Annotated in this window: 12 protein-coding genes; 9 read left to right on the forward strand and 3 right to left on the reverse strand. The window is 62.9% G+C overall.

What is annotated here, in order from left to right; genetic code table 11:
* Positions 1-39: 39 nt before the first annotated feature.
* Complete coding sequence (locus tag AZKH_RS09050) at positions 40-1,938, forward strand: SurA N-terminal domain-containing protein (protein ID WP_015435455.1); 1,899 nt, start codon at positions 40-42, stop codon at positions 1,936-1,938.
* A gap of 98 nt (positions 1,939-2,036) precedes the next feature.
* Here AZKH_RS09050 and AZKH_RS09055 read toward each other — a convergent pair whose 3' ends face one another.
* Positions 2,037-2,831: an enoyl-ACP reductase gene (locus tag AZKH_RS09055; RefSeq protein WP_015435456.1), complete on the reverse strand. Its 795-nt coding sequence runs from the start codon at positions 2,829-2,831 to the stop codon at positions 2,037-2,039.
* Positions 2,832-2,996: 165 nt separating this feature from the next.
* Between AZKH_RS09055 and AZKH_RS09060 the strand changes: the two genes are divergently transcribed.
* The 4 genes from AZKH_RS09060 (at position 2,997) to AZKH_RS09075 (ending at position 9,220) form a co-directional block, all read left to right on the forward strand.
* Positions 2,997-5,168 carry an ABC transporter substrate-binding protein gene (locus AZKH_RS09060; RefSeq protein ID WP_015435457.1) on the forward strand — a complete coding sequence of 724 codons (2,172 nt, stop codon included), beginning with the start codon at positions 2,997-2,999 and terminating at the stop codon, positions 5,166-5,168.
* On the forward strand, positions 5,168-6,145 hold the full coding sequence (locus AZKH_RS09065; protein ID WP_015435458.1) for an ABC transporter permease: 978 nt from the start codon (positions 5,168-5,170) through the stop codon (positions 6,143-6,145). The genes AZKH_RS09060 and AZKH_RS09065 overlap by 1 nt, the downstream gene beginning before the upstream one ends.
* A gap of 2 nt (positions 6,146-6,147) precedes the next feature.
* Entirely contained in the window at positions 6,148-7,554 is a 1,407-nt protein-coding gene (locus AZKH_RS09070) for an ABC transporter permease (protein ID WP_015435459.1), read from the forward strand.
* Between the two features lie 106 nt (positions 7,555-7,660).
* Complete coding sequence (locus AZKH_RS09075) at positions 7,661-9,220, forward strand: YdiU family protein (RefSeq protein WP_041656038.1); 1,560 nt, start codon at positions 7,661-7,663, stop codon at positions 9,218-9,220.
* 16 nt (positions 9,221-9,236) lie between these two features.
* Here the strand turns inward: AZKH_RS09075 and smpB are convergent, their stop codons facing one another.
* Positions 9,237-9,683, reverse strand: a complete 447-nt coding sequence (gene smpB / locus AZKH_RS09080; RefSeq protein ID WP_015435461.1) for an SsrA-binding protein SmpB — start codon at positions 9,681-9,683, stop codon at positions 9,237-9,239.
* Between the two features lie 120 nt (positions 9,684-9,803).
* Between smpB and AZKH_RS09085 the strand changes: the two genes are divergently transcribed.
* Together AZKH_RS09085 and AZKH_RS09090 are read left to right on the forward strand one after the other, a co-directional pair.
* Positions 9,804-10,241, forward strand: a complete 438-nt coding sequence (locus AZKH_RS09085; RefSeq protein ID WP_015435462.1) for a type II toxin-antitoxin system RatA family toxin — start codon at positions 9,804-9,806, stop codon at positions 10,239-10,241.
* Entirely contained in the window at positions 10,238-10,561 is a 324-nt protein-coding gene (locus AZKH_RS09090) for an RnfH family protein (protein ID WP_015435463.1), read from the forward strand. Before AZKH_RS09085 ends, AZKH_RS09090 begins: the two co-directional genes overlap by 4 nt.
* A gap of 24 nt (positions 10,562-10,585) precedes the next feature.
* Here AZKH_RS09090 and AZKH_RS09095 read toward each other — a convergent pair whose 3' ends face one another.
* The gene (locus AZKH_RS09095; RefSeq protein ID WP_015435464.1) at positions 10,586-11,131 is read right to left on the reverse strand and encodes a DUF4124 domain-containing protein; all 546 of its coding nucleotides are present in this window, start codon (positions 11,129-11,131) and stop codon (positions 10,586-10,588) included.
* A gap of 86 nt (positions 11,132-11,217) precedes the next feature.
* Between AZKH_RS09095 and guaB the strand changes: the two genes are divergently transcribed.
* Entirely contained in the window at positions 11,218-12,678 is a 1,461-nt protein-coding gene (guaB, locus tag AZKH_RS09100; RefSeq protein WP_015435465.1) for an IMP dehydrogenase, read from the forward strand.
* A gap of 70 nt (positions 12,679-12,748) precedes the next feature.
* Positions 12,749-14,314 (forward strand): glutamine-hydrolyzing GMP synthase, encoded by a 1,566-nt coding sequence (gene guaA / locus AZKH_RS09105; protein ID WP_015435466.1) that lies wholly within the window; start codon positions 12,749-12,751, stop codon positions 14,312-14,314.
* Positions 14,315-14,577: the final 263 nt, after the last annotated feature.

Consider the following 14,577-nt stretch of genomic DNA (forward strand, 5'->3'; position numbering starts at 1 on the left):
ATCGCATGACGCTTTGACAGGGGTTTTCTGGATAACACGATGCTGGAATCAGTTCGCAATAACAAGCGCGTAGCGCAGATCATCCTCGCGGCGCTGGTCGTGCCGTTCGCGTTCTTCGGGTTGGATTCGTACTTCAAGGGCGGTCCCGGGGGTGTGGAGGTGGCGACGGTCGGGAAGTCGAAGATCTCCGTGGGAGAGTTCGAGCAGGCGTTGCGTGAGCAGCAGGATCGGCTGCGGCAGTCGATGGGTGGTGAGGTCGACCGGGCGATGCTCGAGTCGGAACCGATGCGGCGCGCGGTCGTTGAAAATCTCGTCAATCAGCGCTTGCTGCTGCTGTATACGGCCGACAAGCGGCTGGGTGTCTCGCCGCAGGCCCTGCAGCAGATGATTTCCGGCATTGAGGCCTTTCAGCAGGACGGGCACTTCTCGCTGGAGCGGTATGAGGCCGCGATTCGCGCGCAAGGAATGACGCCGCAGGTGTTCGAAGCTCGTCTGGCGCAGGATCTGCGCATCCAGCAGATGGCGCAGGCGGTCGGCGAATCGGCGTTTCCGTCGCTGGTTTCGGCGCAGCGTTTCCTGAAGTCGCAGCTCGAAGAGCGGATGGTGAGCGAGATGCGTTTCCCGGTGGGTCGCTTCGCGGACGAGGTGAAGTTGGCCGAAGGTGCGGCGAAGAAGTTCTACGACGAGAATCCGCAGCGTTTCGAGCGCGCCGCGCGCCTGCGTGCCGAGTACGTGGTGTTCAATCAGGAGGCACTGCTGGCGAAGACGACGGTTTCGGACGACGCGGCTCGGGCCTTCTATAAGGCGAATGCGGAGCGTTTCAGTCAGCCGGAAGAGCGCAATGCGCGGCACATCCTGATTACCGTAGCCGCGGATGCGGCGCCGGAAGCAGTGGAGAAGGCCAAGGCGAAGGCTGAAGGGATCCTTGCCCAAGTGCGCGAGAACCCGAAGCGTTTTGCCGAGCTGGCCAAGGCGGAGTCGCAAGACCCGGGCTCGGCGAGCCGCGGCGGCGATCTGGGCGCGTTCGGTCGCGGGACGATGGTGAAACCGTTCGAGGATGCAGCATTCAGCTTGGCAAAGGGGCAAATCAGCGATCTGGTGCGGTCCGATTTTGGTTTCCACATCATCGAAGTGACCGATATCAAGCCGTCGCACGCCCGTCCGTTCGAAGAAGTGAAGGCCGAGATCGTAGAGGAGCTCAAGCGGCAGGACGCAAACAAGCGCTTTGCCGAACAGGCCGAGGTGTTTGCGAACACGGTCTATGAGCAATCCGATAGCCTGAAGCCGGTGGCCGATGCGCTGAAGTTGGAGGTCCACAAGACGGACTGGATTACCCGTCAGGGCGGTGCGCTCGGCGAGTACAAGAACGATAAGCTGCTGAACGCCCTCTTCGGTGACGAGGCAGCCAAGCACGGACGCAACGTCGAAGCCGTCGAGGTGACGCGCGGTACGCTGGTTTCGGCGCGTGTCGCCGAATTCCAGGACGCTCAGCGTCTGCCGTTCGAAGAAGTGAAGGCATCGATCGAGAAGCAACTGCGGGCCGACGAAGCTGCACGGCTTGCCGGTGAGCGTGGCGAGGCCGCATTGGCTGCACTGCGCAAGGGCGAGGCAGTCAGCGGGGACTGGATCGCAGCCCAAACCGTGCAGCGGGGCAAGCCGACACTGCCGCCGACGGCGATGGGGGCGATTTTCGGTGCCGAGACGGCGAAGCTTCCCTCTTATGCGGGGGCTGCGTCGGCCGATGGCGGCTACGTGGTCTATCGCATCGAGAGCGTGAATCGTCCGGATGTGGCGAAGGACGACAAGCGTGTGAAGGCGCTGGCGGGCCAGTATCAGCGTCTGATCGCGGAGCGTGACTTCAGTGCCTTCCTAACGTCGCTGCGCGACCGTTACAAGGTCGAAATCAACTCGGCTGCGCTGCGTCCGCAGCAGCCGTAACCGCGGGAGCCATCGGCGCTTGAAGGGTCGGTGGCACCCAAAAAAACAAAGCCCGGCGATGCCGGGCTTTGTTTTTACTGCAGTGTGCCGCTTGAGTATTACTGCTGCGGCTCTGCGTTGCCGAGGGCAGTGGTGTTGAAGCCGCCATCGACATACATGATTTCGCCAGTCATGCCGCTGGCGAGGTCGGAGCACAGGAAGGCCGCGGCGTTGCCGACTTCGTCAATGGTGACATTGCGGCGCAGCGGGGCGTTGTGTTCGTTGAAGGAGAGCAGCTTGCTGAAGCTGCCGATACCGGAGGCGGCAAGGGTCTTGATCGGGCCGGCGGAGATGGCGTTGACACGGGTGCCTTCCGGGCCGAGGCAGACCGCCAGGTAGCGCACGGACGCTTCGAGACTCGCCTTGGCGAGGCCCATGATGTTGTAGTTGGGCATCGTGCGCACGGCGCCGAGGTAGGACAAGGTCAGCATCGCTCCGTTGCGGCCCTTCATCAGCGGGCGTGCGGCTTTGGCGAGCAGCGGGAAGCTGGCGGCGCTGATTTCCTGGGAGATGCGGAAGGCGTCGCGCGAGAAGCCATCGAGGAAGTCGCCTTCGAGCGCGTCGCTGGGGGCGAAGGCGATCGAGTGGACGAGGCCGTCGAGGCCGTCCCATTTCTGCGCCAGTTGTTCGAACAGGGCGGTGATTTCGTCGTCATTCTGCACGTCGCACGCGAAGATCAGTTCGGAGCCGAACTCGGCGGCCATCTTGGCGACGCGCTCCTGGAAGCGCTCGTTCTGGTAGGTGAAGGCGAGTTCGGCGCCTTCACGATGCATGGCCTTTGCAATGCCGTAGGAAATCGAGCGGTTGCTGAGCAAGCCCGTGATCAGAATGCGTTTCCCTGCGAGAAAGCCCATTTTGGGTGAAGCTCCGTCTTGAAGATCGGCGGATTATAGCCGATGGGGTCGGGGACGCGGTGCCTTGGTGTTCGCTGGGGATGTTTTGGGGCAGTCTCGTTGTGTCGGAAATGCTTCGCGCGGCGCACCGCATTGGACGGTCGGGGACAGGTAGAATCGCCAGTCATGTTCCGGCGCATGCTTTCCTTCCTCTTCGTCAGCGTTCTGCTATCGGCCTGTGGCCCGGTCTGGAACGATCCCTATCCGGCGGCCGAGCGTGGGCAGAACATCCTTTATTCGGCCTTTACGGACCGGCCGAAGCACCTCGATCCCGTGCAGTCCTACAGCGAAGACGAGGCGACGTTTCTCTATCAGATCTACGAGCCGCCGCTTCAGTACGACTACCTGAAGCGGCCCTATACGCTGATTCCGGGCAGTGCCGCCGAGATGCCGCAAGTGCGTCGCTACGACGCGTCCGGCGCGCTCTTGCCCGATGATGCTTCGGCAGATCGCGTTGCACGTACCGTGTACGAAGTGAAGATCCGGCCGGGAGTGATGTATCAACCGCATCCGGCCTTCGCCAAACGTCCGGACGGGAGCCCGCGCTATCTCGACCTCGGTGGCGACGATCTGCGAGGGGTGCGCGGGGTCTCCGATTTCCGCGAAACGGGGACGCGCGAACTCGAAGCGGGGGATTTCGTTTACCAGATGAAGCGGCTCGCGCATCCTCGCCTGCACTCACCGATCTTCGAACTGATCGCGGAGTACTTGCCGGGGCTGAAGACGCTGCAGCAACAACTGGCCGAGGAGGCGAAGCGCAACTTGGGATGGATCGATCTGAATCGCTTCGATCTGCCCGGGGTCGAAATCGCCGATCGCTACACGTATCGAATCACGCTTAAAGGGGCGTATCCGCAGTTCCTATACTGGCTGTCGATGCCGTTCTTCGCGCCGGTCCCACCGGAGGCCGACCGCTTCTTTGGTCAGCCGGGATTTGCCGAGCGGAATCTGACGCTCGATTGGTGGCCGATTGGAACCGGGCCGTACATGCTGGTCGAGAACAATCCCAACGCGCGCATGGTGCTCGCCCGCAACCCGAATTTCCGCGGAGAGCCGTACCCGTGCGAGGGGAGTCCGGCTGATCGCGAGGCGGGCTTGCTCGAAGATTGCGGCAAGCCGATGCCCTTCGTCGACAAGATCGTGTTTTCGCGCGAGCGCGAGGGGATTCCGTACTGGAACAAGTTCTTGCAGGGGTATTACGACGCGTCGGGGGTGTCGTCCGATAACTTCGACCAGGCGGTGACGATGACCAGTCAGGGCGAGGTGATGCTGTCCGACGACATGCGCGCCCAAGGGATTCAGCTGCTGACGTCGGTCTCGCCGTCGGTGTTCTACCTCGGCTTCAACATGCTCGACAGCGTCGTCGGGGGCGGGGACGGCGCCGAAGGAAAAGCGCGTGCGCGCAAGCTCAGGCAGGCGATTTCGGTGGCGCTCGACATCGACGAGTTCGTGTCGATCTTCATGAACGGTCGAGGGGTGACGGCGATGCATCCGATCCCGCCCGGGATCTTCGGTGCACGTGAGGGAGAGGCCGGTATCAACCCGGTGGTGTACGAGTGGCGTGACGGGCATCCGCTACGGCGCGGGATCGAGACCGCCAAGCGGCTGCTTGCCGAGGCGGGTTATCCGAACGGACGTGACGCAAAGACCGGCGAGCCACTGATCATCAATCTCGACACGACGCCGGGCGGCCTCGGCGACAAGGCACGCTCGGACTGGCTGGCCAAGCAATTCCGTGAGCTGGGCATCCAGTTCGTGGTTCGCGCGACCGACTACAACCGGTTCCAGGACAAGATCCGCAATGGCAGTGCCCAGCTCTTCTTTTTCGGGTGGAATGCCGACTATCCCGACCCGGAGAACATGCTGTTCCTGCTCCATGGCGCACAGGCGAAGGTGAAGGAGTCGGGGCAGAATGCGGCCAACTACATCAATCCGGAGTATGACCGCCTCTTCGAACAGATGAAGAGCATGCCGGACGGACCGGCGCGGCAGGAGGTGATCGACCGGATGGTGGCTATCCTGCAGCAGGATGCGCCGTGGGTGTTCGGCTTCCATCCGAAAGCCTATTCCTTGCAGCACGGTTGGGTCATGAACCGGAAGGCGGGTTCGATGGTGCGCAATACCTTGAAGTACCAGCGTATCGATCTGGCAAAACGCGAGGCGGCGCGCGCCGCCTGGAATCGCCCGGTGGTCTGGCCGATGGCGCTTGTCGCGCTGTTGCTTGCCGCGATCATTGCGCCGGCAGCGGTGCATTTCCGGCGCCGGGAACGCGCGACCGCGATCGGAGGAGGGCGCTGATGTTCGCGTATATTGTCCGGCGGCTGCTGCTGGCGGGGCCGATCCTGATCGGCGTGAACGTGCTGACCTTCGCGTTGTTCTTCGTCGTGAATTCGCCGGACGACATGGCGCGCATGCAGTTGGGTGTGAAGCGGGTGACGCCGGAGGCGATCGAGCGCTGGAAGGTCGAGCGCGGCTACGACCGACCCCTGTTCTTCAATGTGCAGGCGGCCGGGGCGGAGCGACTCACCGACACGATCTTCTTTCGTAAGTCGTTGCGCATGTTCGCGTTCGACTTCGGCCGGTCGGACGACGGGCGCAACATTGCGCAGGAGATCCGTGACCGCATGGGACCGTCGCTCGCTTTGGCATTGCCGACGTTCGTGTTGGGGCTCTTCGTCTCGGTGTCGTTCGCGCTGATGCTGGTGTTCTTCCGTGCGACCTACCTCGACTTCTGGGGCGTCGTGCAGTGTGTGGCGATGATGTCGATTTCGAGTCTGTTTTACATCATCGGGGGGCAGTGGCTGGTATCGAAGGTGTGGGCTCTCGTGCCGATTTCGGGCTACGCGCCCGGGTTCGATGCGATGCGCTTCCTGGCGTTGCCGGTCGCGATCAGCGTCATCGCCGGAGTCGGGTCGAACGCTCGCTGGTATCGGACGATCTTTCTCGAAGAGATCTCGAAGGACTACGTGCGTACGGCGCGGGCGAAGGGGTTGTCCGAGCGGGTGGTGCTGTTCCGGCACGTGCTGAAGAACGCGATGATTCCGATCCTGACCGGGGTGGTGGTCGTGATTCCGCTGCTCTTCATGGGGAGTCTCGTGGTGGAGTCCTTCTTCGGCATCCCCGGCTTGGGGAGTTATACGATCGATGCGATCAATGCTCAGGATTTCGCGGTGGTGCGCGCGATGGTGTTCATCGGCTCGGTGCTTTACATCGTCGGTCTGCTGCTGACCGACATCTCCTATACGCTGGTCGATCCGCGGGTCAGGCTGGAGTAGGCATGAATTTCCTGCCCGTGGTGCTGTGGACCGATGCGCTGTTCTTTCTGCTCGTAGTGGTGGCGGGCGGGATGATCTTCCACGTGCGGCGCAGCGAGCCGCTGCGCGAGGCTTGGAGCAAGGTGGGCAGGCGCGCGGCGGGCATGGCGTCGGCCACGATATTGCTCGTGTTCCTGACGCTCGGCGTGATCGACAGTCTTCATTATCGGGCGGCCTTGCCGGCTGCCGCCGGCGATGCCAAGGTCGCCTACTCGTCCGAGGTGTTGAGTGCGCTGGATGCGGTACTCGCATCGCTGCGCAAGCAGACCGAGAAGACGTATTCGGCGCCTTTCGCAACCGAACTTTATGCGCGAGAGACCGTGGAACTTCCCGGCGGTGGGCAGGCACGTGTCTACCCGCGGCTGGCCTACGGCGGGGCGCATCTCGCCGACCCGCAGGCCGATCGCGCAAGGGATATCGCGCGACGAGCGCTGGCAGGCGCTGGCGTCGGTTTGCTGGTGTGGGGCGTCATTGCCCTGGCGGTGACGGCCGCATTGGCGCGGCGTTCGGGGCGTAGCCTCGCGAACTCCGCTCATGCGCTCGTACGTGGACGCACGGTGCTCGCATGGCGGTCGGCGCTCGTCACGCTCGGGTTGTTGCTAGTTAGCGTCGGCGTCCTGGTGGCGCTGGCGCCCTATTACCACGTCTTCGGGACGGACAAGGTCGGGCAGGACGTGCTTTATCTGTCCTTGAAGAGCGTGCGGACGGCCCTGATCATCGGGACGCTGACGACGCTCGTGATGCTGCCGTTTGCCGTGGCCTTGGGGATTCTTGCGGGCTACCTGGGCGGCTGGGTCGATGACCTGATCCAGTACCTGTACACGGTGCTCAGCGCGATCCCCGGCGTGTTGTTGATCGCGGCGGCGGTGCTGATGATGCAGGTCGTCATCGACACCCATCTGCAATGGTTCTCGACTGCGGCCGAGCGGGCCGACGCACGGCTCATGGCCTTGTGCATGATTCTCGGGATCACCAGCTGGACGGGGTTGTGCCGTCTGCTGCGGGGCGAGACGCTGAAATTGCGCGAGCTGGAGTATGTGCAGGCCGCGCGGGCCTTCGGAGTGCGGACATCGGCGATCATGCGCCGCCATGTGCTGCCGAACGTGATGCACATCGTGCTGATCGCGCTGGTGATGGATTTCTCCGGCCTCGTCCTGGCGGAAGCGGTGTTGTCCTATGTCGGGATCGGCGTGGATCCCACGACGATCAGCTTCGGGACGATGATCAACATGGCGCGGGCGGAACTCGCTCGCGATCCGATGGTGTGGTGGTCGCTTCTTGCCGCATTCGTCTTCATGTTCGTGTTGGTGTTGTCCGCCAACCTGTTCGCGGACGTCGTGCGCGACGCCTTCGATCCACGCCGCAGCTGAATACCGCTTGATCCGTGATCCGACGCGGTGCGAACCAAGTGCCGCGCCATGCGTCTGACCGTCTGACCAACGCAGCCCCAACCCCAACAGTCGTTACTCCAAAATAATGAGATCCCTTCAATTCGATAACCGCTTCGTGCGGGAGCTTCCGGGCGATCCCGAGCCATCGCCTCACGTGCGTCAGGTGCATGGAGCGTGTTACTCCCGGGTCATGCCGACTCCCGTACGTGAGCCGCGGCTGATCGCATGGTCGCCCGAAATGGCGAGTGCGCTCGGGTTTGACGAAGCGGATGTCCGCTCGCCGGAATTTGCGCAGGTCTTTGGCGGCAATGCGCTGTTGCCGGGCATGGAGCCGTATGCGGCATGCTATGGCGGGCATCAGTTCGGCAATTGGGCCGGACAACTCGGCGACGGTCGCGCGATCACGCTGGGCGAGGCGGTCAATGCGAAGGGCGAGCGCTATGAGTTGCAGTTGAAGGGGGCGGGCAAGACGCCGTATTCGCGTACCGCCGACGGGCGCGCGGTATTGCGGTCGTCGATCCGCGAGTTCCTGTGCAGCGAGGCGATGCACCATCTGGGTATTCCGACGACGCGCGCGCTATGCATTGTCGGCACGGGGGAAGATGTCATCCGAGACATGTTCTACGACGGCCATCCGCGTGCGGAGCCGGGGGCCGTGGTGTGCCGCGTGGCGCCGTCTTTCATCCGCTTTGGCAATTTTGAAATCTTCTCTGCGCGCGGTGATGAGCAGTTGCTCGCGCAACTGGTCGATTTCACGATCGCACGGGATTTCCCTGAGCTTGGCGGGACGACCGAGACGCGCCGGACGGAGTGGTTCCACACGGTTTGCGAGCGTACCGCGCGTTTGATGGCCGAGTGGATGCGGGTCGGCTTCGTCCATGGCGTGATGAACACCGACAACATGTCGATTCTCGGCCTGACGATCGACTACGGCCCCTACGGATGGATCGACAACTTCGATCCGGATTGGACGCCGAATACCACGGACGCGTCGGGGCGACGCTACCGCTTCGGTAATCAGCCGGGCATCGGGCAGTGGAATCTGTGGCAGTTGGGAAATGCCTTGTACCCAGCTTTCGGCTCGGTCGAGCCGCTGCAGGAGGGGCTAGATCGCTATGCCGTCGTTTACGCCCGTGAACGGGAGCGCACGCTCGCCGGGAAGTTGGGACTGACGATGTTTCATGAGGGGGATAGCGAACTGGTCGATACGCTCCATACCTTGCTGGCGCGCGCCGAAGTCGACATGACGATCTTCTTCCGTGGCTTGGCCGATGTCGATCTGCAGCAACCGTCGATCGAACCTGTCAGGGAGGCGTTCTACAACGAGGCGCTGCTCGAGCGCGAAAGCGCTGCATTCGCTGACTGGCTTGCGCGCTATGCAGCACGGGCGCTTCAGGATGGCGTGCCGCCGGAGCTGCGGCGCGAGCGGATGAATGCGGCTAATCCGTGCTACGTGCTGCGCAATTACCTCGCGCAGGAGGCGATCGACGCGGCCGAGCAGGGGGACAATGCGTTGATCCTGGAACTGCTCGACGTGATGCGTCGTCCCTACGAGGATCAGCCGGGGCGCGAGCGTTTTGCCGCGAAACGGCCGGACTGGGCGCGCCAGCGGGCCGGGTGCTCGATGCTGTCGTGCAGTTCGTGACTTCGCCGGGACGGCGTCAGACCTTGGTCTTCATCAGCCGCGCCTTGTCGCGCTCCCAATCGCGCTGTTTGGAGTCTTCGCGCTTGTCGTATTGCTTCTTGCCTTTCGCGAGGCCGATGAGCGCTTTGACGCGGCCCTTGGCGTAGTGCAGATCGAGCGGCACGAGGGTGTAGCCCGCGCGCTCGACCTTGCCGATGAGCTTTGCGATTTCGCCTGCATGCAGCAGCAGTTTGCGCGTACGGACCGGGTCGGGGCTGACGTGGTTGGAAGCGCTGGCAAGAGCCGTGATGTGCATGCCGAGGATGAAGATTTCCTCGCCCCGGATGATGACGTAGGCTTCCTTGATATTGGCGCGGCCGGCGCGGATCGCCTTGACCTCCCAGCCTTCGAGGACGAGCCCGGCCTCGTACTTCTCTTCGATGAAGTAGTCGTGAAAGGCCTTGCGATTGTCGACGATGCTCATGAGTGACGGAAATCCTGTGGGTGCTGGGGCATCCGGTCGTCTGCGGGAGGCCGCAGCCGGGGCCTTGCGGTAGAATCGCGCATTTTAGCAGTTCGACGGAGCCCCCGTCCCCATCCCCTCATGGCTGACGTCAAGAAGCAGGTCCTGATCGAATTCACTCCGGCGCAAATGTTCGCGCTCGTCGACCGCTGCGAGGACTACCCCCAGTTCCTGCAGTGGTGTGGCGGCGCCGAAGTCACTGCCCGCACCGAAACCCTGACCGTGGCGACGCTTCATATCAGCTACCACGGCATCAAGGCGCATTTCACGACGGAGAACAGCAAACTTGCTCCCCTCGAGATGCACATTCGCCTGAAAGAAGGGCCATTCACTCATCTCGACGGCTCATGGCGCTTTACGGCGTTGGGCAGTGAAGCCTGCAAGATCGAGTTCAAGCTGCACTACGAGTTTTCCAGCAAATTGCTCGAAAAGGTGCTGGGGCCGGTCTTCAACCACATCGCGAACACCTTCGTCGAGTCCTTCATCAAGCGCGCGCAGCAGGTCTACCCGAAGCGATGAGCACGAGCGCGTTCATCAACGTCGAGGTCGTCTACGCGCTGCCGCAGCGGCATCAGCTGGTGCGTATCCAGGTCCCGGCGGGTTCGACGGTGCGGGAGGCGATCGACGCATCGGGGATCCTCGCGCGATTCCCCGAAATCGATCTCGACAAGGCGAACAAGGTGGGGGTGTTCGGCAAGCTCACCCGGCTCGATACGGTGCTGCGCGAGCGGGATCGCGTGGAGATCTATCGACCTTTGATCGCGGACCCGAAGGAGGTGCGCAAGAAGCGGGCGGAGGAAGGGAAGGCGCTCAAGAAAGGCGGCGGCGCGGCCGCCTGATGGCCGCGAGCGGGCCTCCGCCGCTTACTTGCAGTTCGCGCCGATGAATTTCTGGACGCGCTCGCCTTCGGTCTTGCGGCTTGCGTCGTCGATCAGTTCGCGTTCGCCGCTGCTGTTGTAGCGCGTGACGCGACGCGAATTCTCCAGTGCCGTCAATTGGCCACGCGCGCGTTCGCAGGCTTGTTTGCGTTCGTCTGCTTCCTGACGCTGCTTCTCGGCCTTGGCCTCGGCTTCGGCGGCGGCTGCGCGGCGCTGGCGGAATTCGAGTTCCTTTTCGGCCATGGTCTTGGGCTTGGTCGGGTCGGACTTGCTCTTGTCCTTATCGGACGGATCCTTCTTGCCGGCGTCGGCGCTTCCTTCCGCGGCAGTCTTGTCGCCATCGGCGGGTTTCGACTCCTCGGTCGTCGGCGCGCCCGGTCGCGGGCTCTTGCGTATCGTCTGCACGTTGCCTTGTGTCGGCGGGGTGTCCGAGTAGTTGATACGGCCCTGGGCGTCACGCCACTGGTAGACGTCGGCCGCGGCGGGTAGTGCGAAGAGCAGGCTCAGCAGAAGGAGGCTTGCGCGGGACATCGGTCCGGGTTCCTGAAGTGAAAGCCCCGCTTACCATGCGCGGGCGGCATCTGTATAATACGGATTTGGCCGAAAGGAAAAAAGCCATGCGAGTGATCCAGAAGGCGCTGACGTTTGATGACGTCCTTCTTGTTCCCGCCCATTCTACGGTTCTCCCCCGCGATGTCAGCCTGCGGGCACAGCTGACGCGCAACATCACCCTGAATATCCCCCTGGTCTCCGCCGCGATGGATACGGTGACCGAATCCCGCTTGGCGATCGCGCTGGCGCAGGAGGGCGGCATCGGCATTCTCCACAAGAATCTTCCGGTCAAGCAGCAGGCCGCGATGGTCGCGAAGGTGAAGCGCTTCGAGTCGGGTGTTCTGAAGGATCCGATCACGATTCCGCCGACGATGAGTGTCCGCGACGTCGTGTCGCTGACCCGTCAGCACAAATTCTCCGGTCTGCCGGTCGTCGAAGGTAAGCGCGTCGTCGGCATCATCACCAACCGCGACCTGCGTTTCGAGACCAATCTCGACCAGACCGTGGCGGCGATCATGACCCCTTATGACCGCCTCGTGACGGTCAAGGAAGGCGAAAGCCTCGAAGTCGCGCGTCGACTGATGCACAAGCATCGCCTGGAGCGCGTGCTGGTGCTGAATGATGCGGGCGAGCTGCGCGGCCTGATCACCGTGAAGGACATGATGAAGTCGACCGAGCATCCGCTCGCGGCCAAGGACGACCTCGGTCGCCTGCGCGTCGGTGCTGCGATCGGTGTCGGTGCGGGTACCGAAGAGCGTGCCGAGGCGCTGGTCGAGGCTGGTGTGGACGTCGTCGTGGTCGATACGGCGCATGGCCACTCGCAAGGTGTGCTCGATCGTGTTCAGTGGGTGAAGAAGAATTTCCCGCACGTCGAGGTCATCGGCGGCAACATCGCGACGGCGGCTGCGGCGAAGGCGTTGGTGGATGTCGGCGCGGATGCGGTCAAGGTCGGTATCGGCCCCGGTTCGATCTGCACGACGCGGATCGTCGCCGGCGTCGGCGTACCGCAGGTCACCGCAATCGATAACGTTTCGACGGCACTCGCGGGCTCTGGCGTGCCAATGATCGCCGACGGCGGCATCCGCTTCTCGGGTGACATCTCGAAGGCGATCGCGGCCGGTGCCAACGTCGTGATGCTGGGCGGCCTGTTCGCCGGTACCGAAGAGGCGCCGGGCGAGACGGTGCTGTTCCAGGGGCGCTCGTACAAATCGTATCGCGGCATGGGTTCGCTCGGCGCGATGCAGCAGGGCGCGGCCGACCGCTACTTCCAGGAATCCGACGGCAATGCCGACAAGCTCGTGCCGGAAGGCATCGAGGGGCGTGTTCCCTACAAGGGTGCGGTCTCGGCGGTGATCCACCAGCTGATCGGCGGCCTGCGCGCTTCGATGGGCTACCTCGGGTGCGCGACGATCGACGACATGCACCGCACGGCGCAGTTCGTCGAGATCACGTCCGCCGGTGTGCGCGAGTCGCATGTCCACGACGTTCAGATCACCAAGGAAGCGCCCAACTACCACGTGGATTGATTCCTCGCTGACCTAAAAGGCGGCCCCCGGTGGGCCGCCTTTCCTTTTTCCGTACCCCCGAGACCTCGCCATGGCTCACCAGAAAATTCTCATCCTCGATTTCGGTTCCCAAGTCACCCAGCTCATCGCGCGCCGCATCCGCGAACAGCAGGTGTATTGCGAGATCCACCCGTTCGACGTGACCGACGAGTTCGTGCGCGACTTCGCGCCGGCCGGTGTGATCCTGTCCGGCGGCCCGAACTCCGTCTATGAGGCGGTGGGCTGGCATGCGCCTCAGGCTGTCTTCGAACTGGGCGTGCCGGTGCTGGGCATCTGCTACGGCATGCAGACGATGGCGCAGCAACTGGGCGGCAAGGTGGAAAGCTCGGGCAAGCGCGAATTCGGCTACGCCGAGATCCGCGCTCGTGGCCATTCGGAGCTCTTCCGCGGCATCCAGGACCGGACGAATGACGAGGGTCATGGGCTGCTCGACGTCTGGATGAGCCACGGCGACAAGGTCACCGAGATGCCCCCGGGCTTCAAGGTGATTGCGAGCAACGAATCCTGCCCGATCGCGGCGATCGCCGACGAGGCGCGCAAGTTCTACGCCGTGCAGTTCCACCCGGAAGTCACGCACACGATCCAGGGCAGGGAGATGATCGCCCGTTTCGTGCACGAGATCTGCGGCTGCGGTCATGACTGGAATATGCCGGACTACGTCAGCGAGGCGATCGAGAAGGTGCGCGCGCAGGTCGGCAAGGAGGAGGTGATCCTCGGCCTGTCCGGCGGCGTCGATTCGTCGGTCGTCGCGGCGCTGCTGCACCGCGCGATCGGCGATCAGCTGACCTGCGTGTTCGTCGACAACGGCCTGCTGCGCCTGAACGAGGCGGAGCAGGTGATGCAGACCTTCGCGCGCAACCTGGGCGTGAAGGTGATTCATGTCGACGCGACCGAACAGTTCATGGGCCATCTGAAGGGCGTTTCGGACCCCGAGGCGAAGCGCAAGATCATCGGTCGCGAGTTCGTCGAGGTTTTCCAGGCGGAGGCGCAGAAGCTGCCGAACGCAAAGTGGTTGGCGCAGGGCACGATCTATCCGGACGTGATCGAGTCGGCCGGCTCCAAGACAGGCAAGGCGCACACGATCAAGAGTCACCACAACGTGGGTGGCTTGCCCGAGACGCTCAACCTGAAGCTGCTCGAGCCGCTGCGCGAGCTCTTCAAGGATGAAGTGCGCGAACTGGGCATCGCGCTTGGGCTGCCGCACGAAATGGTCTACCGCCATCCGTTCCCGGGTCCGGGTCTGGGTGTTCGTATCCTCGGTGAGGTGAAGAAGGAATTCGCCGATCTGCTGCGCCGCGCGGACGCGATCTTCATCGACGAATTGCGCGCTGCCGACTGGTATGACAAGACGAGCCAGGCGTTTGCGGTGTTCCTGCCGGTGAAGAGCGTCGGCGTGATGGGCGACGGGCGGACCTATGAATACGTGGTCGCGCTTCGTGCGGTTCAGACGCAGGATTTCATGACGGCGCACTGGGCGGAGCTGCCGCACAGCCTGCTGGGCAAGGTGTCGAACCGGATCATCAACGAAGTCCGCGGCATCAACCGGGTCGTGTACGACATCTCTGGAAAACCGCCCGCAACGATCGAGTGGGAGTGACGTGAACTGAAAGGTCTTATAAAAATCAATAAGATAAGTAATTGTCGTTGATGATGCGGAACGAATCATCAACGAGCAGAAGCCCCGGTAAACGCTGGGGTTTCTTGCTTTCTGGCCCCTGCCAATCGTCGAACCGAACCGGCTCGAACAGACGGTATTTTTGACGGTATACGCCGCGAGTTGTCAGGCGATTGCTCGTTTACCGTCAGAACCCGAACGACATATTTGACGGTAACAGAGGCGCAGTCCCTGGCCTGCCAAGG

The organism is Azoarcus sp. KH32C, assembly GCF_000349945.1.
In the GTDB taxonomy this organism is placed as follows: domain Bacteria; phylum Pseudomonadota; class Gammaproteobacteria; order Burkholderiales; family Rhodocyclaceae; genus Aromatoleum.